At 75.1% G+C, this 23,064-nt stretch carries 15 protein-coding genes; 8 read left to right on the top strand and 7 right to left on the bottom strand.

Features of this window, described 5'->3' with window-relative positions; translation table 11 throughout:
• Positions 1-100 precede the first annotated feature (100 nt).
• Together ACFWRO_RS21620 and ACFWRO_RS21615 are read right to left on the bottom strand one after the other, a co-directional pair.
• A complete protein-coding gene (locus ACFWRO_RS21620; protein ID WP_384512599.1) occupies positions 101-1,939 on the bottom strand; it encodes an APC family permease in 1,839 nt (612 codons plus the stop codon).
• 239 nt (positions 1,940-2,178) lie between these two features.
• Complete coding sequence (locus tag ACFWRO_RS21615; protein ID WP_384512597.1) at positions 2,179-5,415, bottom strand: BTAD domain-containing putative transcriptional regulator; 3,237 nt, start codon at positions 5,413-5,415, stop codon at positions 2,179-2,181.
• 135 nt (positions 5,416-5,550) lie between these two features.
• Between ACFWRO_RS21615 and ACFWRO_RS21610 the strand changes: the two genes are divergently transcribed.
• Together ACFWRO_RS21610 and ACFWRO_RS21605 are read left to right on the top strand one after the other, a co-directional pair.
• A complete protein-coding gene (locus tag ACFWRO_RS21610) occupies positions 5,551-6,225 on the top strand; it encodes a DUF6338 family protein (protein WP_384512595.1) in 675 nt (224 codons plus the stop codon).
• Complete coding sequence (locus tag ACFWRO_RS21605) at positions 6,222-6,386, top strand: hypothetical protein (protein ID WP_384512593.1); 165 nt, start codon at positions 6,222-6,224, stop codon at positions 6,384-6,386. Before ACFWRO_RS21610 ends, ACFWRO_RS21605 begins: the two co-directional genes overlap by 4 nt.
• Before the next feature lie 18 nt (positions 6,387-6,404).
• Here the strand turns inward: ACFWRO_RS21605 and ACFWRO_RS21600 are convergent, their stop codons facing one another.
• Positions 6,405-11,429 (bottom strand): CHAT domain-containing protein, encoded by a 5,025-nt coding sequence (locus ACFWRO_RS21600; protein WP_384512591.1) that lies wholly within the window; start codon positions 11,427-11,429, stop codon positions 6,405-6,407.
• Positions 11,430-11,662: 233 nt separating this feature from the next.
• Between ACFWRO_RS21600 and ACFWRO_RS21595 the strand changes: the two genes are divergently transcribed.
• Genes ACFWRO_RS21595 through ACFWRO_RS21585 form a run of 3 tightly spaced genes read left to right on the top strand, consistent with a single transcriptional unit; the run spans position 11,663 to position 13,934 of the window.
• On the top strand, positions 11,663-12,298 hold the full coding sequence (locus ACFWRO_RS21595; RefSeq protein ID WP_384512589.1) for a metal ABC transporter ATP-binding protein: 636 nt from the start codon (positions 11,663-11,665) through the stop codon (positions 12,296-12,298).
• On the top strand, positions 12,295-13,173 hold the full coding sequence (locus ACFWRO_RS21590; RefSeq protein ID WP_384512587.1) for a metal ABC transporter permease: 879 nt from the start codon (positions 12,295-12,297) through the stop codon (positions 13,171-13,173). Before ACFWRO_RS21595 ends, ACFWRO_RS21590 begins: the two co-directional genes overlap by 4 nt.
• Positions 13,116-13,934: a metal ABC transporter solute-binding protein, Zn/Mn family gene (locus tag ACFWRO_RS21585; protein WP_384512585.1), complete on the top strand. Its 819-nt coding sequence runs from the start codon at positions 13,116-13,118 to the stop codon at positions 13,932-13,934. The genes ACFWRO_RS21590 and ACFWRO_RS21585 overlap by 58 nt, the downstream gene beginning before the upstream one ends.
• 65 nt (positions 13,935-13,999) lie before the next feature.
• Here ACFWRO_RS21585 and ACFWRO_RS21580 read toward each other — a convergent pair whose 3' ends face one another.
• The gene (locus tag ACFWRO_RS21580; protein WP_384512583.1) at positions 14,000-15,790 is read right to left on the bottom strand and encodes an AMP-binding protein; all 1,791 of its coding nucleotides are present in this window, start codon (positions 15,788-15,790) and stop codon (positions 14,000-14,002) included.
• Positions 15,787-17,580, bottom strand: coding sequence for a CoA transferase (locus ACFWRO_RS21575; RefSeq protein WP_384512581.1), 1,794 nt, complete (start codon positions 17,578-17,580; stop codon positions 15,787-15,789). Before ACFWRO_RS21575 ends, ACFWRO_RS21580 begins: the two co-directional genes overlap by 4 nt.
• Before the next feature lie 169 nt (positions 17,581-17,749).
• On the opposite strand from ACFWRO_RS21575, the gene ACFWRO_RS21570 reads away from it, so the two are divergent.
• A complete protein-coding gene (locus ACFWRO_RS21570; protein WP_384512579.1) occupies positions 17,750-18,958 on the top strand; it encodes an acyl-CoA dehydrogenase family protein in 1,209 nt (402 codons plus the stop codon).
• On the opposite strand, the gene ACFWRO_RS21565 is transcribed toward ACFWRO_RS21570, so the two are convergent.
• Positions 18,945-20,120, bottom strand: coding sequence for a sugar ABC transporter permease (locus tag ACFWRO_RS21565; RefSeq protein ID WP_384512577.1), 1,176 nt, complete (start codon positions 20,118-20,120; stop codon positions 18,945-18,947). The two genes, ACFWRO_RS21570 and ACFWRO_RS21565, sit on opposite strands and share 14 nt — an antisense overlap.
• Complete coding sequence (locus tag ACFWRO_RS21560; protein WP_384512575.1) at positions 20,117-21,307, bottom strand: MFS transporter; 1,191 nt, start codon at positions 21,305-21,307, stop codon at positions 20,117-20,119. Before ACFWRO_RS21560 ends, ACFWRO_RS21565 begins: the two co-directional genes overlap by 4 nt.
• Positions 21,308-21,507: 200 nt before the next feature.
• Here ACFWRO_RS21560 and ACFWRO_RS21555 point away from each other — a divergent pair, with 200 nt between their 5' ends.
• Both ACFWRO_RS21555 and ACFWRO_RS21550 read left to right on the top strand, forming a co-directional pair.
• The gene (locus tag ACFWRO_RS21555) at positions 21,508-22,233 is read left to right on the top strand and encodes a hypothetical protein (protein ID WP_384512573.1); all 726 of its coding nucleotides are present in this window, start codon (positions 21,508-21,510) and stop codon (positions 22,231-22,233) included.
• A 117-nt stretch (positions 22,234-22,350) separates the two neighbouring features.
• The gene (locus ACFWRO_RS21550) at positions 22,351-23,052 is read left to right on the top strand and encodes a sigma-70 family RNA polymerase sigma factor (RefSeq protein WP_384512571.1); all 702 of its coding nucleotides are present in this window, start codon (positions 22,351-22,353) and stop codon (positions 23,050-23,052) included.
• The last annotated feature ends 12 nt before the right edge of the window (positions 23,053-23,064 follow it).

Raw genomic sequence — 23,064 nt, 5'->3', positions numbered from 1 at the left:
CACAAGCCTCCGCCCGGTGTCGCGTACGCGGCACCGGGCGGAGGGGTCCTTGACGGATTTCGTACGGCGGATCCGCTGGGATCCGCCGGGATCCGCGGTGTCAGCAGCGGAACCGGAGCCGGCAGATCACCGCGTCGGTGTCGCGCCGGACGGCGTGGGCGACGACCGCGCCCCGCTGGTTCTGCAGGAGCCGCTGCCACAGGTGCGCGGGCTCGGCCTCCGGGATGAGGACCGTGACGCGGGTGTCCGGTTCGCTCTTGGCGAGCTCGCGGACGTACGCGGTGATGGGGCGGCCCAGCGAGCGGCGCTCGGAGGGCAGCCTGACGAGGTCGACCCCCGGGTTCCAGAGCGCCCAGTCGCGCTCCAGGGCCTCGGTCGCGGCGCGGTCCTCCGGCTCCGGGTGGCAGACGGTGACCGCACGGACCTCGTCGCCGAGGGAGACGGCCGCGGTGAGGGCCTCGCTGGTGAGCCGGGTCAGGGAGGAGACCGGGACGAGGACCAGCGAACGCTCGCGGTGCGGGGGCTCGGGGATCCGGCCGACGCCGAGACGCTCGCCGATCTTGCCGTAGGCGCGGTGGACCAGCTCGAAGACGACGACGAGCAGCGGCAGCGCGACCACGATCAGCCAGGCGCCGTCATGGAACTTGGTAGCCGTGACGACGACGGCGGAGACGCCGGTGAGCAGGGCGCCGAGGCCGTTCAGGAATGCCTTGCCCGCCCAGCGCGGGCCGCGCTCGCGGCGCCAGTGCAGCACCATGCCGGTCTGGGCGATCGTGAAGCCGACGAAGACGCCGATCGCGAAGAGCGGGACGAGGGTGTTGGTGTCGCCGCCGGAGAAGACGAGCAGGGCGGCGGAGACGACCGAGAGCCAGACGACACCGTGGCGGTGGACCTGACGGTCCGCCTTCAGGCCGAAGACGTGCGGCAGGTAGTTGTCGCGGGCGAGCAGCTTCAGCAGGACGGGCAGGCCGCCGAAGGAGGTGTTCGCGGAGAGCGCGAGCAGGATCATGGTGGCGAACTGGACGACGTAGAAGGCCCAGTTGTGGCCGAGGGACGCGTCGGCGAGCTGCGCGAGGACGGTGACGCCCTCGACCGGCTGGAGGCCGAAGCGGGAGATCAGGACCGAGAGGCCGATCAGCATGACGCCGAGGAGCGCACCGAGGGCGACCTCCGCGCGCATCGCCCGCTTGGCGGCGGGGGCGCGGAAGGACGGCACGGCGTTGGCGATCGCCTCGACACCGGTGAGCGCGGAGCAACCGGAGGCGAAGGCCTTCAGGAGCAGCAGCGCGCCGACGGTGGTGGCGTTGTCGGCGAGGACGGAGGCGTGGCCCGCGGAGGCGGCCGTGGAGACGGGCGCGTCGCGGAAGAGGCCGACGACGATCAGGACGAGGATCGCGCCGATGAAGACGGCGGTCGGCACGATGAAGGCGCGGGCCGAGTCGACGATGCCGCGCAGGTTGACCGCGGTGATCAGGACGAGGACGACCAGACAGATCCACAGCCGGTCGCCGTAGAGCTCGGGGAAGGCCGAGGTCAGGGCCGCGACACCGGCGGTGACCGCGACGGCCACGTTGAGGACGTAGTCCAGGACGAGCGAGCCGGCCGCGACGAGGCTGGTGCGCCGGCCCAGGTGGGTCTTGGCCACCGCGTAGGAGCCGCCGCCGTCCGGGAAGGCCCGGATGACCTGCCGGTACGAGGCGACGAGCACGGCCAGCAGGCCGGCGATGGCGAGCGTGACCGGGAGGGTGAAGCCCAGGCCGTGGGCGCCGGCCGCCGCGAGGACGAGGACGATCGCCTCGGGTCCGTAGGCCACCGATGCCATCGCGTCGAGCGACAGCGCGGCGAGCCCGGTGACGGCGGTCAGCCGGTGGCGTGCACCGGTATCGGGGGGCTCCTCGGCGCTGGGTGCGGCACCGGTCTCGGTGGTCAGGACGGCCATCTCGCTGATCCCTTTCGTGGCAGGTCCGCTCAGGTTCGGCCCCCACGAGGTCGTCTTCACGCCACCCTTGCGCCCTCTTTACGCACTCCTGGCTTGTCCGTACGCGTTCTTGACACGGCCAGGTCGTCGAGGCGCGGTCAGCGGCGCCGGGCATCGTCGGGAGCGCCGAGGAGCGGAAGGAAGGGGATGGGCGCTGGCGTACGCCGTCCGGGCGGAGGGCCCGGCCGGCGCCGGCCCCGTCAGGCCCCGGTGCCTTGCGGTGCCGCGCACTCGGTGAGCAGGGCCATCGCGTCCGGCCGCGACAGCTCGGCTCCGCGCCGGAAGGCCTCGTCGTACGCCTCCTCGCCGAGCCGCTCGCGCAGGTCGGCGGCCAGGGCCCGCACCTGCGGGTCGCCGTGGTCGAACGCGCCGCGGACGGTCCGGGTCAGGCCCAGTGCGGTCGCGGCGGCGGTCGGGTCGTCCTCCGCCGCGCGTAGTTGGGCGAGGAGCAGGGGTCCCCGGGCCACCGCGTCGCCTTCGCCGCGGTTGAGCAGGCCCCGCACGCTGCTCGGGAACAGGGCGCGCGCCTCCTCGACGGCCCCCTCCGCGAGCCGGTTCGCCATGCGGTCGGCGGCCAGGACGTCCCGGCTCGTCTCCTCGGTGTACGGCAGCCGGTGGAGGAGGGACTCCATGCGGTCCAGGGCCTCGTCGGCCCGTGGCAGGTCACCCAGGGCGCGGTGCACGGCGGCGAGAGCGGACAGCATCCCGACCTCCAGCCTCCGGTGGCCGCGCTCCTTGCCCTGCCGCAGGGCGGCCCGGATGTCGCGCAGGGCCCCTTCCAGGTCGCCCGTGCGCCGGCGTTCCCTCGCGAGCCGGGCCTTGGTCCACAGCAGGTGTTCCTCGGTGCCGAGTTCCTCACTGATGGCGACGGCCCGCTCGAAGGCGGCCATCGCCGCGTCGTGCTCGCCCCGCAGGGAGTGGTGGCCCCCGGTCGGGAGCAGCGTCATCACGAGCCCCCAGCGGTCCCCCACCTCCTCGAAGCCGCGGAGCGCCGCACGCCGTGCCTCGGCACCGCTCTCCACGTCCCCCTGCTCCCGGAGGACGAAGTCGTGGGCCCAGTGGGCGCTCGCCCGCACCCAGGGGTCCGTGGAGCTCAGGGACTGCCGGAGCCCGCGCTCGCGCTCCTCCTCGGTGCCCGCGAGCTGGGACATCCGCAGCAGCGGCAGCGCCGGGTGGAAGCCGAGCACCTCGGCCCGGTCGACGTCGGGCTTCGCCGGGAAGGCGTCGTCCGGGTCGGGAGGGCCCGCCGCGCTCCGGACGAGTCCGAAGGCCGCGCGCGTCTCCTCGGGCAGCGCGTCGCCGAGGCCCAGGACCTCCCCGAGGAAGGTCTCGAACTGGGTGGTCATGCCCCTGATCCCCCAGTACCAGAACAGCGCCCTGACGAAGCGGGCGGACCGCGCCGCGTCCCGCGCGTCGAGGACCGAGCGCAGGGCGGCGGCCATGTTGTCGTGCTCGGCGTCGAAGTCGGCTATCGCGCGGAGCTGTTCGCGGGTACGCAGGAGGGGTTCGAGCTCCTCCGCCAGGGCCAGGAAGTGGTCGGCGAACGGCAGGGTGACGTCGTCCCCGTCCCCTACGAGCCGGTCGGCGGCGAAGGCCCGTACGGTCTCCAGCATCCGGTACCTGGGCTCGTCCTCGCCGGAGCCCGAGCAGGTCACCAGGGACTTCTCGACCAGGGTGTCGAGGACGTACGCCACGTCCGCGGCGGGCAGGGTCGCGTCGGCGCAGACCCCCTCAAGGGCGGCGACCGTGGCACCGCCCGGGAAGACCGACAGCCTGCGGGCCAGGGTCCGTTCGGGCTCGTCGAGGAGGTCCCAGCTCCATTCGACCAGGGCGAGGAGCGTGCGCTGCCGGGGCAACGCGGTGCGGCTGCCCGAGGTGAGGAGGCGGAAGCGGTCGTCCAGGCGGCGCGCGATCCGGTCCACGTTCATGGAGCGCAGTTTGGCGGCGGCCAGTTCGAGGGCGAGCGGCATCCCGTCGAGGCGGCGGCAGATCTCCACCACGGGACCCACGGTGGTGGCGTCCAGGGTGAAGTCGGGGCGGACGCCGACGGCCCGGTCCACGAAGAGCCGGACGGCGGTGGCGTCGGCCGACTCGGCGAGCTCGTCGGCGGTCGCGGGGAGGTCGAGCGGGCGGAGCGGGCAGAGCGCCTCGCCGGTGATGGCGAGGGCCTCGCGGCTGGTGGCGAGGATCCTCAACCTCGGGAGCCGGTCGAGGAGTTCCTCGGCGAGTGCGGCGGCGGCCTCCACGACGTGCTCGCAGTTGTCCAGTACGAGCACGGCCTCGCCGCCCTCGAAGAGCTCGGCGAGCCGGTCGACGGGGGTGAGGCGCCGGTCCTGCCCGCCGTCGTAGAACCGGCGGTCCTTGGAGCTGAGCGCGCCGAGGACCGCGTCGGCCAGCTGGTCCGCGGGGCCGATGCCCGCCAGCGGTGCGAACCAGACCCTGCCCCGGTCGTGGGCCCGGTGCCGGGCCGCGGCCTCCAGGGAGAGCCGGGTCTTGCCCGCGCCGCCGAAGCCGACGACGGTGACGAGTCGGGAGGAGGCCAGCAGACCGGCGACCCGTTCCAGTTCCCGGTCGCGGCCGACGAAGCTCGTCAGCCGGGCCGGAAGGCGGCTCGCTACCGACTCCGCGCGGGCCGGAGCAGTCAACTCGCCCCGGAGGAGCGCTAGATGGATCTCCTGGAGCTCTGCCGACGGGTCGACTCCGAGTTCGTCGCCGAGGCGGCCGCGTATCTGCTCGTACACGGCGAGCGCGTCGGACTGCCGCCCGGCGGCGGAGAGCGCCTTCATCCGCAGCCCGGCGAGGCGTTCGCTCAACGGGCGTTCCGCGCCCGCCGTTTCGAGGTCGGCGAGGACTTCGGCGTACCGGCCGAGGCGGAGTTCGGCGTCGAAGCGGTCCTCTGCGGCGGTGGCGCGCAGGTCGTCGAGGCGGGTGGCGGCGGCGCGGGCGAACGGGGCGTCCAGGACGTCCGCGAGCGCGGGGCCCCGCCACAGCCCGAGGGCCGTGCCGAGCAGCGAGGCGGCCTCGTCCACGTGCCCGGCGGCCAGTTCGCGCCTGCCGCGCGCGGCCAGCTCCTCGAAGCGGTGGGCGTCCACGTCCTCGTCCCGTACCGAGAGGCGGTAGCCGCCGGCGACGGACTCCAGGGTGGCGACGCCCCGCAGGGCCTTGCGGAGCCGGGAGGCCAGGGCCTGGAGGGCGTTCTGCGCCTCGGCCGGGGAGTCGGCCCCCCACAGGCCGTCGACGAGCGCGTCGACGGAGACGGGCCTGCCGCCCTCAAGCGCGAGCCTGGCCAGCAGCATGCGCAGCCGTACGCCCCCGATGTCGACAGCCGGACCACCGACGGTCGAACCGTCTTCGGCCTGACCGCCGACGGCCGAACCGTCGTCAGACGGACCCTCGTCGGCCGTGGCCCCGACCGGGCCGAGCAGCAGAATCCTCACGGCGGCAACCTCCCCCATGGCGCGGTGAACCGCGCCATCCTAGCGATTCGATCATGCGTTCCCGTGTGTCACCTCGATCACCGACGTACGGTGGGAGCCGGTGAGTTGACAAGGCACGCGACGGAAGAGGGAGCGATGGTTCCGGGAACGGTGCAGCAGCTGACCATTCTGCTGATCCTGGTACTGCCCGGAGTCTTCTACCAGGCCGTACGGGAGCATCTGCGCGGCGCGGTCGCGGCGGAGCAGGAACCGCAGAACCGGATCGTGCGGGCCATCGCGGCGGGCGCGCTGCTCGACGCGGTGTACGCGGTGGCCGCCGGGCCGTGGCTGGTGCGGCTGCTCGGCGGGCAGGGCAAGGGGCCGGTCGCGGGGGTGCTCGCGCATCCCCGGGAGGCGGGGATCGCGGCGCTCCTCCTCGTAGTCCTGGTGCCGGCGGGGATCGCCTGGGCGGAGGCCCGCCTGGACCGGCGGCGCAGGCGGGCCCGGTACGAACCGACGCCGACGGCCTGGGACGCGCTCTTCCGGGACCGGGGCTCGTGCTTCGTCCGGGCCCGGCTCAAGAACGGTCTGTGGGTGGGTGGTTGGCTGGGGTCGAGGTCGGCTGTCTCGGCCTATCCGCAGCCGGGCGACCTCTATCTCCAGGCCCAGTACAGGATGGCGCCCGACGGCCGGTTCCTCGGGAAGGTTCCGGACACCGGCGGGGTGTATCTGCGCGCCGCCGACATCGACGTACTGGAAGTGCTGCAGCGGCCGACGGCGCCGGCCGTCCCCTCGGCCCGGGCGCACGCGGAGGAAGGGGTCGAGGCATGACACAGCATCACAAGGGCAGTGAGGACGGGGAGTTGGAGGAGCTGCTCACAGAGTTCTCCGGGCGCCGCACCTACCGGCCGTCCGACGACGCGGCGGAGCCGGACGACGTCCCCCAGGCACCGTCCGGGACCGCGATGGGCGAGGACGCGCCGTCCGACTGAACGAGCGGATCGCCCCCGTCACGGACCGGTGTGGATGTGCGCGGCCCACAGGTGCGGGGCGCCCGCGAGACGACGGCGCAGTTCCCTGACCGGGCGGTGCAGGGCCGTCGCCGGATCGATGGGGCGGCCCCGCGCGAGGTCGTCCACGAGGGTCGCGTACAACTCCTCCGTCAGCCGCGTCGCCACCTTGTCGGCGACGGGCCACAGCGTGCCGATCACGTGCGGGTACCCGGCCAGTTGGAACGACGAGGCCAGGTGGACCGACTCGTCGGGGAGGGTGAATCCGCCCTGGGAGGTCGAGCAGGCCGACAGGACGGCGAGGACCGCCTCGCGGGGGCGCTGCTCGGCGGCGTCGCGCGCCGTGAGCCGCCCGTCGTGGAGGATCAGTCCGCTCTCGGACGGCGTGTTCGGGTCGCTCACGCCGTGGCAGCTGAAGTGGACCCACGGGTGCGCCGGCAGGGCGTCACGGACCGCCGCCACGGTGGCTGCCTCGCCCGCGAGTTCGCGGTGCACGGGGAAGAGCCGCCGGAGCAGTTTCGCCTCCTGGGCGACGCCGGGCAGCGAGGGGGCGCCGGGGGTGTCGGCGAGGCTGACGATCAGCGGGGCGGGGAGGGTCACGGCGGTGCCGACGGGCGCGTTCCGGGCGCGGACCAGGGCGCGCAGGGTCGGGGTGTAGGAGGAGACGACCCGGTCCATGACGGTCTCGCCCGGCCTCGGGTCGGGGCGGCCCGCGGCGTGCAGCGGCAGGAGCGACAGCCAGCCCGTGGGGCACCACCAGAGCCGGGTCGACGGTCCGTCCTCGCGCGGGGCGGCGAGCGGGCCGAGGCGGTCGAGGACGGGTTCGGCGACGGCGGTCCAGAGCCACTCCAGGGTGTCGGACAGGGTCCGCATCGCGGCGACGGCCCGCCGGGCCCCCTGGTCCCCGTACGCCTGGTCGACGGCCTCGACGAACTCGGTGGCCCTGTTGAGGGACTCGTCGTGGCCGAGGGCGGGCAGCGGGACGACCTGGATGCCCTCGTCGGCGGTGACGAGGAGCGCGGCGGAGCCGTGCCGGCTGACGTTGACGACCACGACGGGCCCGCCGGAGGCCGCGCCGAGCAGATCGGCCGCCGTCGGCGTGGACAGGAAGTCTTCGAGACCGGGCAGTCGGCGGATCCGGTCGAGGAGTTCGTCCCACGTCCGGGCCAGGGCGTGCCGCGTCTCGGCGAGCAGCCCGGCCTCGTGCCCGGGGTATGACGGGCCGGGGTACGACGGGCCGGGCCGGCCGGGATCGACGGTGATCATCCCGGGGCCGGCGTGTGGATCGGCGCTGAGGGCGTCGCGGACCCGTTCGAACTCCGCGGCGAGGGCGGGGTCCGCCGTACGCAGCCGGGAGAGGTCGCCGCGGTTCTCCAGGCCCTGGGCGAGCAGGATGCCCCGGCCCTGTTCGAGGAGGGTGAGCGCGGTCCGGGGGTCCCCCGCCCGCAGCGCGAACGCGGCGGCGTCGGAGGCGAGTCCCGTACCGATGACCAGCCGGCCCTCCTGGTCCGCGCGGGCGAGTCCGCGTGGGGCGAGCCGGGACAGCAGACCGACGGCGTACGCGTAGCCGTCGAGCGCCTCGGCGTCCTCGCCCGCGGCGGCCGCCGCGTCGCCCCAGGTACGGGCGGCCAGCAGCCGTTTGGAGACCGGGGCGACCGTGGTGCGGGCGGCCTGCCGGGCGCACCGGATCGCCTCGGCGAGGTCCGCCGCCCGGGCGGCGCCACGGGTCGTGGTGGCGCGATCCGGCCCGGCGAGCCGGGCGCGGGCCACCTGGGTCCTGGCCAGGATCCACAGGGCGTGGGTGTGCTCGGGGTGGCCCTCGGACAGCCGGCCGAGCACCTCCCGTACCGCGCTCAGTCCCCGGTCGAGCAGCGGGCCGAGCGCCGGGTCGGTGTCGTCCTCGGCCATCTCCGCGGTGGCCATGACGGTGCCGGCCAGGTTGATCAGGGCGAGCGCCCGTCGCGGGTGGTGCTCATCGAGGTTTGCGAGGGCCTCCTCCAGGACGCGCCTCGCCTCCAGGAGGAGCCCGGTGTCCATCGCCCCGGTCGGGTAGAGCGCGACCCGGTGCAGCAGGACGCCGAGGTTGATGCGCGCGATGTCCCTGCCGTGCCGTTCGCCGTGGTCCAGGGAGATGGCCTCGCGCAGCAACTCCGCCGCCTCTTCGGCTGAGGCGGAGTCGCCCGTGACGTCGAACCGGAAGCTCAGGGCCTGGGCGAGGTTGGAGAGTTGGACGGCGCGTTCGAAGTTGGTCGGCGCGGACTCGTCCACGGTGCGCCGCAGGACGGTCAGGCCCTCGGCGAGCCAGGTGCGGTCGCCCGTGAGACGCGAACGCCGCACCAGGGCGATGCCCAGGTTCATGAGGACGCCCGAGCGCCCCGTGTGATGGGCGGGGACGACGGCGGTCGCCTCGCGCAGGACGCCGATCGCCGTGCCCATGAGGGTGGCGTCGACGGTGTCGGCGGCGAGGCCGAAGAGGGCGTTGCCGTAGTTGGTGAGGAGGACGTGGCGTTCGCCGGGTTCCTGGTTGTTCTCGAGCGCGGCGCGGTAGTGGTCCAGGGCCTCCTCGCGCTGGGACGCGTCCAGGCTGCGCTGGTGGAGCTCCAGGAGGACGTTGGCGAGGTTGGCCCGGGCGCGCCACACGGAGGCCGGGCGGGTGCCGGCGGTCCTCGGGGCGGGCACCCGTGACGCGGCGACCGCCTGTCGCTGCCAGTGGACGGCCTCTTCGAGGTGCGCGGCGTCGCCGGTGAAGCGGGTGAGCGAGCGCAGGGCGTTGCCGAGGCGGGTGAAGTTGTCGGCCGCGCCCGGCACGGTGGGGCCCGCGTCACGGACGACCCCGCGCAGCACCTCGACGGCCTCCTCGAGGAGGGCTACGTCCGAGCGGTGCTGGGCCAGGCGCTGGAGCGCGTCGCCCAGATTGCCGAGGCGGTGCGCGCGGTAGTGGTCGCGCGGGCCGGTCGCCGCGACCGCCTCCCGGTGCGCCCGTATCCCCTCGGCCAGCGGCGCCTCGTCGGCGGTGAGCATGCCCAGCACCACCAGCGCGGCGCCGAGGTTGGAGCAGGCCACCGCCCTGTCGTGCCCGGAGCCGGGCGCGGCCGCCGCCACGGCGAGGCGCAGCGTGCGCACGGCCTCGGCGCAGGCCTCGGGGCGGCCGGTCGCCTCGCCGTACTCCATGAGGACGCAGCCCAGATCGGACAGGTACTCCGAGCGCCGGGGATCGTCCTCGCCCATCAGGTCGAGCGCCTCGTCGATCAGGGCGAGCCCCTCACGACGCGCCTCCTCGGCGCGTACGGCGGCCGGACCGGCGGCGGGGCCGGCGTCCGTACCTGCTGCCGGACCTGCGCCCGGATCGGCGCCCGGACCGGCCGGATCGCCGTACGCCGCGGCCCGGTTCGCCCGTCGTACGAGCAGCTGCCCGAGGGCGTTGCGGGCGGCGGGCCCGACGCCGTCGTTGCCGACCGTCAGCGCGACGCACTCCCGGTACGTACGCTCCGCCTCCGCCGCGTACGCCTCGGCCCGCTCGCCCCGGCCGTCGTCCGACGCGTCGAGGACCCGCGCCAGTTTGAGCAGCACCCTGGCCCGCCCGGCGTCGTGCGCCGGGCTGTCGGCGGCGACGCGGCGCAGCAGGGCGAGCGCTTCGGCGAGCGCCTCGGGCGCGTCGCCGACGGCGCCCGCACGCAGCCGCAGCAGCTCGGCGAAGTCCAGGGCCCTGCCCTCGTACTGGCCGTCGTGCGGCGCGGTGGCGTCCAGCGCCCTCCGGGCGTGCCCGAGCGCGGAGTCGAGGTCGTCGAGGACGCCGGTCTCGACGTACCGGGTGCGCAGGACCTCCGACAGGACGTACTCGGCGTGGGCGTGGGCCGGGTGTCCGGGCGGGGCGGTCGCCAGGGCGTCGCGGGCCGCGTGGTGGGCGTCGTCGAGGGCGGCGAGGTCGCTGGTGTTGACCGTACGGCCGTTGAGGACGAAGGCGAGGTTCGAGAGATAGAGGGAGGCCTCGATCGGGTTCCCGGCCGCGGCGGCCGCGCGTCGGATGGTGTCGATGCCGTCGTCGTAGAGCCCGGTGCGGTCCAGCGACCCTGTGGCCCGCTCAGGGGCGAGGGAGAGCCCGATGGACGCCATGCCCAGATCGGCGAGATGGGCTGCGGGCGGCGGCTGCCCCGGGGGCTCGGCGGCGACGGACCGGCGCAGGAAGTCGACGGCCTCGATGAGGAGGGCGGGCTCGTCGAGCCGCGGCGCGGCGCTGAGCAGCGCCGAGCCGAGGAGGCCGAGGTGCAGGGCGTGGTACGGGTCTCCCGGCAGGCTCACGTCCAGCGTCCGGCGCAGGGTCTCGACGCCCTCACGCGTCACGTCCGGATCGGAGCTCGCGTCCGCCGCGTGCCTGAGGACGAGCCCCAGGTTGCCCTGCCTGCGGGCCTGTTCGGCCCGTTCCGGGGAGGGGGCGGCCACGGCGGCGCGGCTCCGGTGCACGGCCTCGTCGATGAGTTCGGGGCCGCCGCCGTCCCGGAATCCGTAGAGGAGGACCAGACCGAGGTCGGACAGGCACGTGCCCTGCTCGACGCTCCCCTCGGGGAAGCCCGCTACGGCGTGGCGCAGCAGGGCGGCCGAGGGGGGCAGCAGGGCGGGGTTGCGGTGCTGGGTGTACAGCAACAGGATCCCGGCGCCCGCCTCGTACGCGCTCCCGGGGTCGGCGTCCGCTCCGGCGGGCTCGCCCGCGAGGAGCGCGAGGAGCTGGCTCAGGACGGGCGGGGCGTGCGCGGGCGAGGCGCGGTGGACGTCGAGGAAGCAGAGGACGGCCGAGCCGAGCACCGAAAGGTCCGTGGCGCCGCCCGCGAGGAAGCGGCCCCAGTCGTAGTAGCCGATCGCGTTGACGGCGGCCAGGAGGACGTTGCCGTCCGGGAGCCGACCGGCGTCGCGTACCGCGTCGGCGTCCGCCGCGGCCTCCTCGGTCAGGAACCAGGCGAGCGCCTCGGGGTCCTCCTCCGCTCGCTGGAGATGGTCCAGGATGCGCTGCGCTGTCTCCTCGACGTCCATCGCCCCGCGCCCCGCTCCCCCGTCGGCCCCACCATCGTGCCCGGTCGAGGTCAACGTAGCTCAGTGGTACGGGTGTTGACCAAGGGCCTCGGCTCGCACCGAAACCTCCCGGCCACGCGCCCCGCGAGCCCGGCCAGCCGCCCCGCGAAAACCGGACGGGCGTCGGGAACCGGACGGCGGTCCCGTCCGACTACCGGGGCGGACTCCACGAGGCGGCGGCGGGAAGGCGAGGAATGGGCGGGCTTGACGTTCACATGCGGGGGGTCGCCTGCCGCCATGGCCGGATCGACGCCGTCACGGGCGTGGACCTGGAGATCGCGGCCGGCGAGCGGGTCGCGCTGACCGGCACCAACGGGTCGGGGAAGACCACCCTGCTGCGGGCCGTCCTGGGGCTGCACCGGCCGGTGAGCGGCTCGATCCTGGTGGGCGGGCGGGGCACCGACTCCCCGGCCGGGGCGGCCTGGCGGCGCCGGGCCTGCGCCTGGATCCCGCAGAAGCCCGCGGCCGGCCGGTTCCCGCTGCTCGCGAACGAGCTGCTGGCGAGCGGCGGCGCGCCGGTGGAGGCCGCCGAGGCCGCCGCCCGGCTGGGGGTCGCGCAGCTCGCGGAGCGGCCCGTGCACACGCTCTCCGGCGGGCAGTTGCAGCGCGTGTACCTCGCGCGGGCGATGGGCTGCGTGGCCGCGGGCGCGCAGGTGCTGCTCGCGGACGAGCCCACCGCCGCCCTCGACTTCGAGGGGCAGGAGGAGGCGGCCGACACGCTGACGTCCTTGCCGGTCACCCTGATCGTGGTGACGCACGACCGGGCGCTCGCCGAACGCTGCGACCGGGTCCTGGAGATGGCCGCCGGACGGCTGCGGGAGGTCCGGTGAACCTCGCCGCCGACCTGGGGGAACTGCTCCAGCTGCTGCCGGTCCAGCGGGCCGGGTTCGCGCTGCTGCTCGCGGCGGTCGGGCTGCCGGTGGTCGGGGTGGTGATCGTCGGGCTCGACATCATGCCGGTCCGCTTCGCGATGATGCACGTGGCGCTGCTCGGCATCGCCGTGGGCCTGCTGACCGGTCTGGACCCGATGGGGTGCGCGCTGGTCGCGTGCGCCCTCGCGGGCGCCGGGGTCGCGCCCCTGGCCCGTACCCCCGACGGACTGTCCGGGGCGATGGGGCTGCTGATGAGCCTGGCCATCGCCGCCGCCCTGCTCGTCCTCGCCGTGTCGGGCGTCAACGCCTCCGGGGCCTTCGCCCTGTTGTGGGGGTCGATCCTGTCCGTCGGGACCGCCGACCTCGTCGTACTCGGGCTGCTCGCCGTGCTCGTACCGGGCCTCTTCTGGTGGAAACGGCGGGATCTGGCCCTCCTGCTGTACGACCGTGAGCTCGCGCTCTGCTCGGGCGTGCCGGTGCGCGCCCTGACGCTCGTCCTGCTCGTCCTGGTCGCGGTGGCCGTCGCCGGGGCCATCAAGCTGACCGGTGCGCTGCTCGTGGACGCCCTGACCCTGCTGCCCGCGCTGGCCGCCCGGCGGCTCGGCACCTCCCTGAAGTCCATCACCCTCTGGGCGATCACCATCGGCGTCGCCGTCAACCTGACCGGCTTCCTCATCGCCCTCTGGCTGGACTGGCCCCCCGGGCCCGTCCTCGTCCTGACGGCGGGGGCCGTCGTCCTCGCCGTCCATCTCATCCCCGAACGGAGAACCCGCTCATGGCGCGCACCCGCGTCCACATCCGCATCTCTTCCCTCCTCCCCGTCCTCGCACTGAGCGCGGCATCCGTTCTGCTGACCGGCTGCGGCGACACGGGCCCCTCCACCGATGCCAGTGCCGGTGGCGGCGACGGGAAGCCGGTCGTGGTCGTGACCACGACCTGGGAGGGAGCCTTCGCCAAGGCGGCGGGCGCCGAGGACATCACGGTGATCGTGCCGCCGTCCACCCACCACGCGCCCGACTACGATCCCAAGCCCTCCGACCTCGCCGCCGTCGCGAAGGCCGACTTCGTGCTGTACGCGCCCTTCGAGCCGTACGCCGCGAAGATCAAGGAGGCGGCGGGCTCCAAGGCCGAGCTGGTCGAGGTCGGTCTCGACAACGACGCCGACAAGGTGAAGGCCGAAGTCACCCGCCTGGGCAAGCTGTTCGGCACGGAGCAGGCGGCGACGACGTGGAAGTCCGGCTTCGACACCGAGTACAAGAAGCTCTCCGAGGAGCTGAAGGCCGCCTGGCCGGGCGGGAAGAGCCCGAACGTCGTCGCGCAGGTCTTCACAGCCTGGTCGGCGAAGCTGGCGGGCGCCACGACGGTCGGTACGTACGGTCCTGAGGCGGTCACGCCCGCGCAGCTCGCGGACCTCTCCAAGAAGAAGCCCGCGTTGGTCCTCGACAACGCGCACATGTCGACGGGCACGGTGCTGCCCGACTCCGGCGCCACGCAGGTGAAGATCGTCAACTACCCGGGCGAGGACCTCGATCTGCTGGCCGTGTACCGGTCGGCGGGGGCCGAGTTGAAGAAGGCGATGGGCGCCGCGTCCTGAGGCTGACGGACTCGGAGCATGGGTGAGGGTGGGGGCGGTCCGGGCGGACCGCCCCCACCGTCACGTCATCCGGCCGCGCGAACACCCCTGTCTTCCGCGACCAGTTGGGCTCGCAGCGTCGCTCGGTCGGGCTTGCCCGCCGGGGTCAGGGGGAGTTCGGCGACGGTGAGCAGGCGCTCGGGGTGCTTGCGCGCTTCGAGGCCGTACGCGGTCAGGTGCGCGCCCAGCGAGTCGAGCGCCAGGGGCTGGCCGGCCGGCCCGTCGGCGCGGGGCACCACACAGGCGGCGAGCCGCTCCCCCATCAGCTCGTCCGGCACACCGACGCAGACGACGTCCCGGATCCCGGGGTGCGCGGCGAGGGCGCGTTCCACCTCGGCGGGGCTGATGTTGGCGCCGCCGCGGATCACGATGTCCTTGAGTCGGCCCACCACGTGGAGGATGCCGTCCGGGTCGAGGAAGCCCAGGTCGCCCGTGCGGACCCAGCCGTCGGCGGTGCGGTAGCGGGCGTCGAGTTCGGGCGCGCCGACGTAGCAGAGCGGGGTCATCGGGCCGCGCGCGACGATCTCCCCGACGCCGCCCTCCGGGAGCGGCTCGTGGGTCTCGGTGTCGGTGATCCGGATCTCGGCCACCCGGGGGTCGGGCCGGCCGACGACGACACCGGTTCCGTCGGTGGGCGGGGTGCGGTTCTCCAGGCCGGTGTGGCAGTTGACGCCGTCGGCCGATCCGTACAGGTTGACGACCGGGCAGCCGAAGGCCGCCGCCGCGTCGGCCGCGGTCGTCTCGTCGAGCGGCGCGCCACCCAGGACGAGGGCGGTGGGCGCGGGGAGCTTGGCGGCGGGGGCCGCGGTGGGCGCGCCGTGGGGCGCGTCTTCGGCCGAATCGAGACGGTCGAGCATCATCCGGATCATCGTCGGCACGCCGAGGATGTGGGTCGGCTCGTGCTCCCGGATCGCCGCGAGGGCTGCCTCGGGGGTGAACCGGTCGAGCAGCACGAGCGTGCCGCCGTGCCGGGCCAGGGTGACGGCCGTGCCGTTGGAGCCGAACGCGGAGGCCAGCGGCACCAGAAAGAGGCAGCGTGGCGGGGTGGCGTCGGGGATGAGGGAGGCGAGGAAGTTGCCGCGTCCGCCCGCGAGGGCGTTGTGCGAGTACGCGATCATCTTCGGCTCCGCCTCGGAGCCGGACGAGACGAGGATGCGGGCCGCGCTGTCGGGGTCGGGGCGGGCCGCGACGAAGTCGGCCGGGTCCGAGCGCAGCAACTGGGAGAAGGCCACGGCCCCTTCGGGCGCGGTCCCGGGCCCGGCGGCGACGACATGGCGCAGGGCGGGCAGTTGCGGGGCCAGTGCCAGGAGGTCGGCGGCGGGGTGGGCGTCGCGGTGCTCGGTCGCGGCGATCACGGCGACGGCCTCGGCGCGCCGCAGCAGCGACCCGGCCTCCTGCGCGCAGCGGCCGGCCGGGAACGGCAGCGCTACGGCTCCGAGTGCGGCGAGGGCCAGGTCGGCGATGACGGCGTTGCGGTTGTCGGGGAGTTGGACGCCGACCACGTCGCCCTCGCGTATGCCGAGCTCTCTGAGCCCGGTGGCCAGACATCGGACCTTGCGGTCCAGGGCGGTGTAACAGAGCTTCCCTTTGGAGTCGAGGACGGCCGTGCGGTGCAGCTCGGCGATCTGGCGGGCGCGGAAGAGGCTGTAGAGGTCGAGGTCGGGGCAGGTGCCGTCGACGGCCCAGGAGCGGCGCAGCCGCGCGGGGAGGAGGTCCCGGAGGCCGGTCGCGGTGCCCGTCGTGCTGCCGGTCGTGGTCGTGCCGACAGGGGTCCGGGCGGCGGGCGGGCTGGGGGCGGTGAGGCTGTCGGCGGTCATGCGAAGCTCCAGGGGTCGGGGACTGCGGGTGCGCCGTGCGCGTCGCGGCTGATCGAGCCGGCGAAGCGCGGGTCGTGGTGCAGGTCGGAGAGATCGGTGGTGACGGCCGTCGCGGTCAGGCCGTGGGCGCTCAACTGCCGTACGGCTTCCTCGGTGGGCAGCTCGCTCAGGTCGTACGCGGCCGCCGCTCCGGCGCACGCGTCGGCGGGGGTGACCCAGCCGTCGGCCGTGGGCAGCGGGTGGCGGAACCCGGCCGGGCGGCGCGGGTCCGCCCCGCCGGCGGCCCGCCGCAGCGCGGGAGCGATCAGCGTGTCGGCGGCGCCGAGGAGGGAGGAGTCGACCCGTACGCCGTGACCGGCGCGTTCGCGCAGGAGGAGCCCTGCGAGCACCGCCTCCGCGCCGACGAGACCCCCGAGGACGTCGAGGAGGGTCATCAGGGAGGGCGCGGCGGGTTCGCCGTGCGGGCGGACGGCCTCGCCGACTCCCGTACGGGCCTGGACCATGAAGTCCGTGCCCATCGGGGCGTCGGCCAGACGGTCGGCCCAGCCGCTGGTGTACGCGTGCACGAGGGTCGGGTTGACGGCGGCGAAGTCCTCGGCGTCGAGGCCGAGTTCGGCGGCCTTGCCCGGGGCCCAGTTGTGCAGGAAGACATCGGCATCGGCGGCCATCTCCCGCAGCCGACGCCGGTCGTCGGCCGACTTGATGTCGATCTCGACGGCGCGCTTGCCCCGGTTGAGGGCGAGCCAGCGGGCGGACACCCCCGAGCAGGCGGGCGGCATGCCTCGCAGAGGGTCGCCGCCGGGCGGTTCGATCCGGACGACGTCGGCGCCGAGGAGGCCGAGGAGATGGGCGGCGAGCGGGGCCTGGATGCGGCGGCCCGCCTCCAGGACGGTCAGGCCCGCGAGCGGGCGCTCGGGGGTGGGCGCGTTCCCCGCGGGAGCGGTTGTGCCCGGTCGTAGGAGGCCGAGCGACCAGGGGGCGGCGCCGTCGTCCTCCGCCGCGCGGTCGGCCAGGGTGCGCAGGGCGCAGACCTCGGCTCCGGAGACGCTCGCGGCCCGGCGCACGCGCTCCCAGCCATGGGCGCGCGTGGTGGCGTGGAGCGCGACGGGGAAGGGTGCGCAGGCGGTGGCGTAACGGAACTGGAAGGGCCGCCAGCCCGCCCGTATCGCGTCGGGCGGGGCGTCGAGGGCCCGCCAGAACGCCGCCCAGGCCCCCGGGTCGAGGGTCTCCAGCTCGAACAGGACGCCGTCGGCGGAGGTGAACGGCGGCCCGCCGGGCGCGAGTTCGGCAGCCTCGCCCTCGTCGGCTCCGGCGGCGGCCAGGTACTGGGAGACGGTGAGGAGCCCGGCCCGGTCCGCCGAGGTGCGGACCCGGGCGGGGCCCTTGCCGCCCCGGGCCTGGGCGAGGAGGGCGGCGAGCATGCCCTGGACGGTGAGGACACCGGTGGCGGTGGCGGCGAAGTCGGCGGCGAGCCCGCGCGGAGCGCCGTCACGGCGGCCGTGCACGGCCATGATCCCGGTGGCGGCCTGGACGGTGGCCTCGTCGGCGATCCCGTACGCGGCGGGCGCGCCGCTCCAGGACATGACGGCCTCGACGCCGGCGAAGCCGCCCCCGGTCAACTGGGCCGCAGCAGAGTCGTGTTCACGCCCGGGGGTGGCGAGCGTGGTCGCCGTGGCGCCGAGCAGCCGCAGGTGGCGGGCGACGACATCGGTGAGCTCCGGGGGCCCGACGGCGTCGAACTGGAGTGTGTCGAGCGGCCGGACCGTCTGGGTGGTGACGGATGTCGCCATGCCTCTCCTCTCCCGGCGCGGCGGTGGCGGCGCCCGGTGGGTGTTGGGTGAGCGGGAACCCGAAGGGCTCCGCTCCCGACCAGTTCCACGCATGAGTCAGTCGGACAGCCGTTCCCACGGGTTCCCGGCGACCTGGACCTGGCCCTGAAACCCGAACCGGAGGAGTGACGTGGCTGATACGGCCGTACAGGAGCGGGTGGCCGCGTTCGTACGGACGCTGGTCGTCCCGCGCGAGGACGTGCTCGACGCCGGCGGCCCGGCGGCCTCGGCCGCTCTGCGCGAGCTGCGGGAGGAGGCGGTGGCGCAGGGCCTCTGGGCGCTGCCCCTGCCCGCCGAACTGGGCGGTGGGGGTGTCGGGTTGGCGGAGTACGCGACGTACGCCGAGGTGGAGGGGGCGAGCGACCACGGACCGGCGGCGCTCGGTTCGGCCCCGCTGCTCGACGTACGGATGCTGGCGCGGCACGGCAGTGCGGGCGTACGGGACCGGTATCTGAAGCCGCTCGTGGCCGGGGAGGCGCGGACCTGTTACGCCATGACGGAGCCGGACGTGCCCGGTACGGACCCGTTCCTGACCGCGACGCGCGCCGAGCGGCTGCCGGACGGGAGTTGGCGCGTGACGGGACGGAAGTGGTTCACGTCGGGTGCGGGCGACGCCGACCTGGTGACGGTCCTCGCCCGTACGGACGGAGCGGACGGTGACCGGGAGGGCCTGTCGCTGCTCCTCGTGCCCACGGGCTCGACCGGATTTCGGGTCGTGCGCGAACTTCCCGTGTTCGGGGCGGGCGGTCAGTGGGAGATCGAGCTGGACGGGGTCGTGGTTCCGGGCGACCATCTCGTCGGCGGGCGGGGGCAGGGCCTGGCAGTCGCCGGTGAACGGCTGCTGTGGGGACGGACGTTGCGGTGCCTGCGCTGGCTGGGCCAGGCGCAGCGCGCGTTCGACCTGATGTGTGACCGGGCGGTGTCACGGGTGGGGTCGCGGGGGCCGCTGGCCGGTCACCAACTGGTCCAGCAACACGTCTTCGAGGCCCTGCTCGCGCTGCGCACGACCCGCCCCCTCGTGCACGAGGCGGTGTCCCTGCTGGTGGCTGGGCGGGACGCGCGGACCGAGGTCGGCCTGGCCAAGGTCGCGGCCGCGCGGATGCTGCAGAAGGTCGCGGACGCGGCGATCCAGGTGCACGGCGCGGCGGGGCTCGGCCCGGACACCGCGCTGCCCGCGCTCTTCCGCACCGGCCGCGCGGCGCGGATCCTCGACGGCCCGGACGAACTCCACATCACGTCGGTCGCTCGCCGCGTCCTGCGGGACCGCGAGGCGGGCGGTGCGGCGGCGACTGGTGTGGCGGGCGGGGCGGCAGGCGGTGCTGCGGCTACACGGCCGTGAGGTCGACGAGACCGGTGAGCGCGGCGAGGCCGAGGGCCAGGAAGAAGTCACCCCAGACGAGTTGGTGCCGTACGGCGGTACCGCTCCCGGCGTCGTAGCAGCCGTCGAGGAGCCTGCCGTCGGCGACGTGCGCGGAGACCAGTCGGTGGAGCGCATCCCGCGAGCGCTCCGCGTACCACGCCGAGCGGCTGTCCCGCAGGAGCGCCAGCTTCGCCAGGGCTACGGCGGTGATCGCGGCGGCGGAGGTGTCGAGGGGCCCGTCGCCAAGGCTGGTGTGCGCAGAGGGCACGAGCGGCTCGTCAGGGCGGGGCAGGAGCAACTCCAGGGCCTCGTAGACCTGTTGGGCAGTACCTATGGGCGGCCCGGCGAGCAGGGCATCGGCTGCGGCGAGGAGGAGCCAGGCGCGGCCCCGGGCCCAGTCGGGGGGCGGGTCCTCGCACGGATGCCAGCCGGTGGCGGCGTCCCACTGCCAGGCGGGGCGCGGTCCGCCGGGGCCGTGTACGCAGAGGTCGAGGTGCGTGCGGAGATGCGCGCCGGCGGCGGTAGCGTTCTCGGTTGCCAGCAGCGGGACCAGGCCGGGGACGCCGTCAGCCCGGGCTAGGAGGCGGGGTCCACCGAGCGCGGCGCCCCAGGGGACCAGGCCAAGTTCGGGCTCGAAGTCCCGTAGGCAGGCGCGCGCCGCGCGCGCTCGGAGGGCGTCGGCGCCCGGGTCACGGTCGGCCAGCGCGGTCCCGTACCAGAGGATGAGCCCGCGCGTCGCGGTGTCTGCCTCCGCCCAGGGCGCGAGCCGGGCGGTGCACTCCACCGCCGCCGCGCGGTCCCGCTCGTCGCCGGTGTGCCTGGCCCTCAGCCAGAGCAGCCCGGCCCAGAACCCGCCGGTCCAGGAACCGCGCCCGGTCGTGGTCCAGCGACCGGGGTTGGGGGCGGGGTTGGGGTTGGGGTTGAGGTCGGGGCTGGGGTCGGCGAACAGGGGGAAACGCGCCCCGACCTCGGCACGGCTCGCCGCCACCTGGTCGAGCACCGCCCCGAGCGCTTCGGAGGCCCAGCGCTCCGGCTCGTCGGGACGCGTGGCCTGACGTGCGTCGGGGCGGCCGTGCGCGCCCGGAACGTCGAGCCCGCGCACCTCACCCGCGCCGGGCGGCGCCTCCCCCGTCGGCGTCATGACGCCTTGACCGGGATCGGGGCGCGGTCCCTGCGCGCCCACGCCAGGGCCACCGCGCTGGCCGTGGCGAACTCGGCGGCCACCAGGAGCCAGCCGGTGCCGTAGCGGCCCGATTCCGCGAGGAGGCCGAAGAGCGGCGGGCCCACGGCGAAACCGGTGAAGAAGCCGGCCGCGACGAGGGCGGAGTCCTGGCCCGCGCGGCCGGGGGCGGCGCGTTGAAGGACGAGGACCATCGAGACCGCGTTGCCCGCGACCGCGAAGACGCCGACCGCCGCCGCGCCCAGCCAGGCGACCGGTGCCACGGCCCCCGCGGCCGCGAGCAGGAGCGCCGCACCGACCGCGCCGGCGGCCAGGAAGCCCGGGAGCCACTCGGCGCGGCCGGGGCGGGCCGCCCGCGACCAGCCGACGCGGCCGGCGATCCCGGCCACCCCGAGGACCGCGACCAGCGCGCCGGCGGCGGTCGGCCCGAGGCCCAACTCCCGTGTGCCGAAGAGGGCGAGGTACGTGTTGACGGAGGCGATCCCGCAGCCCAGGAAGAGCGAGAAGACCGCGAGCCAGGCGATCACCCCGCGCGGCACGAGCGACGGGCGCCCGCCGGGCGCCGGGGGCGCGGGAGGGTCCGCCGGGAGCGCCCGCCACGCCCAGAGGCCGGTGAGCAGCGCCGTACCGGCTGCGGTCCATACGGCGCCCTGCCACCCGATCCCGCCCGCGAGGGCGGCCAGCGGCAACCCCGCCGCGAACGCGCCGAGTTGGACGCCGGACTGCTTCGTGCCGGTCACGGCGCCCCTGCGTTCGGGCGGAACGGCGGCCAGGACGGCCTTGTTGGTCGCGGGGTTCGCCAGCGCCTGCGGCAGCCCGCCCAGCGCGACGGCGCCGAGCAGCAGCCCTGCCCCCGGTGCCGCGCCGATCAGCGCGAGCGCGGCCGAGGAGACGAGGAGGAGCAGGACGAGGGAGCGGCGGGGGCCGATCCGGTCCACGACCCGCCCGCCCGAAGGCGACAGTACGGCGGCCGTGCCGAATCCGATGGTCGTCGTCAACCCCAACACCGTGGGCGAGATGCCGAGTTCGTCCACCAGGCGCGGTCCGAGCGCGCCCAGCAGGAACAACTGCAGCATCGAGAACGCCATCGCGCAGGTCAGCAGTGCCGTGAGCCGGCGCTCCGCCCGCGCGTCCCCCTCCATGGTCATGAGGCAAGGGTCGGATCGGAAGGTGTAGCGGTTCCCCGCCTCCGCTGTGACCTGTGCCACAACTCCTTTGCTGAGTAAGGCATCTGGAAGGTTCCGTACCTACCGGTGCCTACGGACGGGGGGAATGCGAGGATGGCCCCGCCATGATTCCGGACCAGTGGTGTCGAGGGATACGGGCCGCGGTGTTCGCGGCCGCCTGCGTGTTGCTCACAGCCACCGGCCACGTCCTCATGTCGGACACCTCCGTGCCCTGGTGGGCGCTGACGGCGGCGTTCGCCGCGACGGGCGGGGCGGCCTGGTGGCTCGCCGACCGGGAACGCGGTCCTGTCGGGGTCACCGCCGCGACGGTCGCCGCCCAGGCGGCCCTGCACACCTGCTTCTCCCTGGCCCAGGGCGCCGCTTGGGCGCCGGGGTCCTGGCTCTCGTACCTGACCGGCGGCGCGTCGGGCCCGACCACCGCGACCACTCCCGGGACCGCGACGCCCACCGCCCACACCTCGCACACGGTCCTGGGCCACGACCACATGGCCCACGCGACCATGGGGCACGCCACCATGGGCCGCGACCCCATGGGCTACGACCCCGTAGGCCACACCTCCATGGGTGGCGGCCCCATTGACCTCACACCCATGTCCGGCCACGACATGGCGGACATGTCCGCGAGCGGCATGCTCGCCGCCCACCTCTTTGCCGCGCTCGTCTGCGGCCTCTGGCTCGCGCACGGCGAGCGCGCCGCGTTCCGTGTGCTGCGGGCCCTCGCGGCCGTCCTCCTGGCGCCGCTCAGCCTGGTCCTGCGGCTTCCCACACCGCCCCACCGCCCACGGATCCGTGCCCGTCGCCAAGAGCGGGCCCGACGGCTCCGGCAGCTCCTCCTCGCCCACGTCCTCACCTCCCGGGGTCCACCCCCGGTTGCCGCCGCCCTCTGACGGCCGGCGGCAACCGGAACCACCGGTCGAGCGCGCCCGCGCCCGGCCGTACGACGCACCGGCCGCGCCCCACACGCGCGCCGCCGGGACCCCATTCCTCACGAAGGACCCGAGGCGATGACACCTGCCCCGAACCAGCCGCGCGTCTCGCGGCACGCCACCTGTACCGCCGACGAGGCGGTGACCCTGCTCGCGCTCGCCGCACGCGACGGCGACCCGCACGCCGTGGACCGCTTCGTCCGCGCCACCCAGCGCGACGTCTGGCGGTACGTCGCCTTCCTCAGCGCCGACACCCAGGCGGCCGACGACCTGACCCAGGACACGTTCCTGCGGGCCCTGGGGGCGCTCGCCCGCTTCGAGGGCCGTTCGTCCGCGCGGACCTGGCTCCTCGCGATCGCCCGCCGCACGGTGATCGACAGCGTCCGGCACGCCGCCGCCCGACCCAGGCTCTCGGGCCGGGACGACTGGCAGACGGCGGCCGAACTGGCCCAGCCGCGCGGCCTGCCCGGCTTCGAGGACGGCATCGCGCTCGCCGAGCTCCTCGCGGCGATACCGGCCGAGCGCCGCGAGGCGTTCGTCCTCACCCAGCTGCTCGGGCTTCCGTACGCCGACGCGGCCGCCGCGATCGGCTGCCCGGTCGGCACGGTCCGCTCCCGGGTCGCCCGCGCCCGCATCGCGCTGATCGCCCTCCTGACCGAGGAGCCCACCACCACGACGCCGCCCGCGCCCGCGCCGTCCTCGGAGCCGTCGCCCGCGCCCTCCCGTCCCCGCACCCCTGCCCGTACCCGTACGAGCGACAGGGCGCCCCTGGTGGCCTGAGCCACCGGGCAC

It is taken from the genome of Streptomyces sp. NPDC058579, assembly GCF_042718575.1.
In the GTDB taxonomy this organism is placed as follows: Bacteria; Actinomycetota; Actinomycetes; order Streptomycetales; family Streptomycetaceae; genus Streptomyces.
The sequence above is the reverse complement of the archived record's forward strand: the minus strand, read 5'-3'. Positions and strand labels throughout refer to the sequence as shown.

Bases quoted from the DNA above. Each gene is read 5' to 3' on its own strand.
- ACFWRO_RS21620 (WP_384512599.1), bottom strand. From the start codon at position 1,939: ATGGCCGTCCTGACCACCGAGACCGGTGCCGCACCCAGCGCCGAGGAG.
- ACFWRO_RS21610 (WP_384512595.1), top strand. From the start codon at position 5,551: ATGGTTCCGGGAACGGTGCAGCAGCTGACCATTCTGCTGATCCTGGTA.
- ACFWRO_RS21605 (WP_384512593.1), top strand. From the start codon at position 6,222: ATGACACAGCATCACAAGGGCAGTGAGGACGGGGAGTTGGAGGAGCTG.
- ACFWRO_RS21600 (WP_384512591.1), bottom strand. From the start codon at position 11,429: ATGGACGTCGAGGAGACAGCGCAGCGCATCCTGGACCATCTCCAGCGA.
- ACFWRO_RS21595 (WP_384512589.1), top strand. From the start codon at position 11,663: ATGGGCGGGCTTGACGTTCACATGCGGGGGGTCGCCTGCCGCCATGGC.
- ACFWRO_RS21585 (WP_384512585.1), top strand. From the start codon at position 13,116: ATGGCGCGCACCCGCGTCCACATCCGCATCTCTTCCCTCCTCCCCGTC.
- ACFWRO_RS21580 (WP_384512583.1), bottom strand. From the start codon at position 15,790: ATGACCGCCGACAGCCTCACCGCCCCCAGCCCGCCCGCCGCCCGGACC.
- ACFWRO_RS21575 (WP_384512581.1), bottom strand. From the start codon at position 17,580: ATGGCGACATCCGTCACCACCCAGACGGTCCGGCCGCTCGACACACTC.
- ACFWRO_RS21565 (WP_384512577.1), bottom strand. From the start codon at position 20,120: ATGACGCCGACGGGGGAGGCGCCGCCCGGCGCGGGTGAGGTGCGCGGG.
- ACFWRO_RS21560 (WP_384512575.1), bottom strand. From the start codon at position 21,307: ATGACCATGGAGGGGGACGCGCGGGCGGAGCGCCGGCTCACGGCACTG.
- ACFWRO_RS21550 (WP_384512571.1), top strand. From the start codon at position 22,351: ATGACACCTGCCCCGAACCAGCCGCGCGTCTCGCGGCACGCCACCTGT.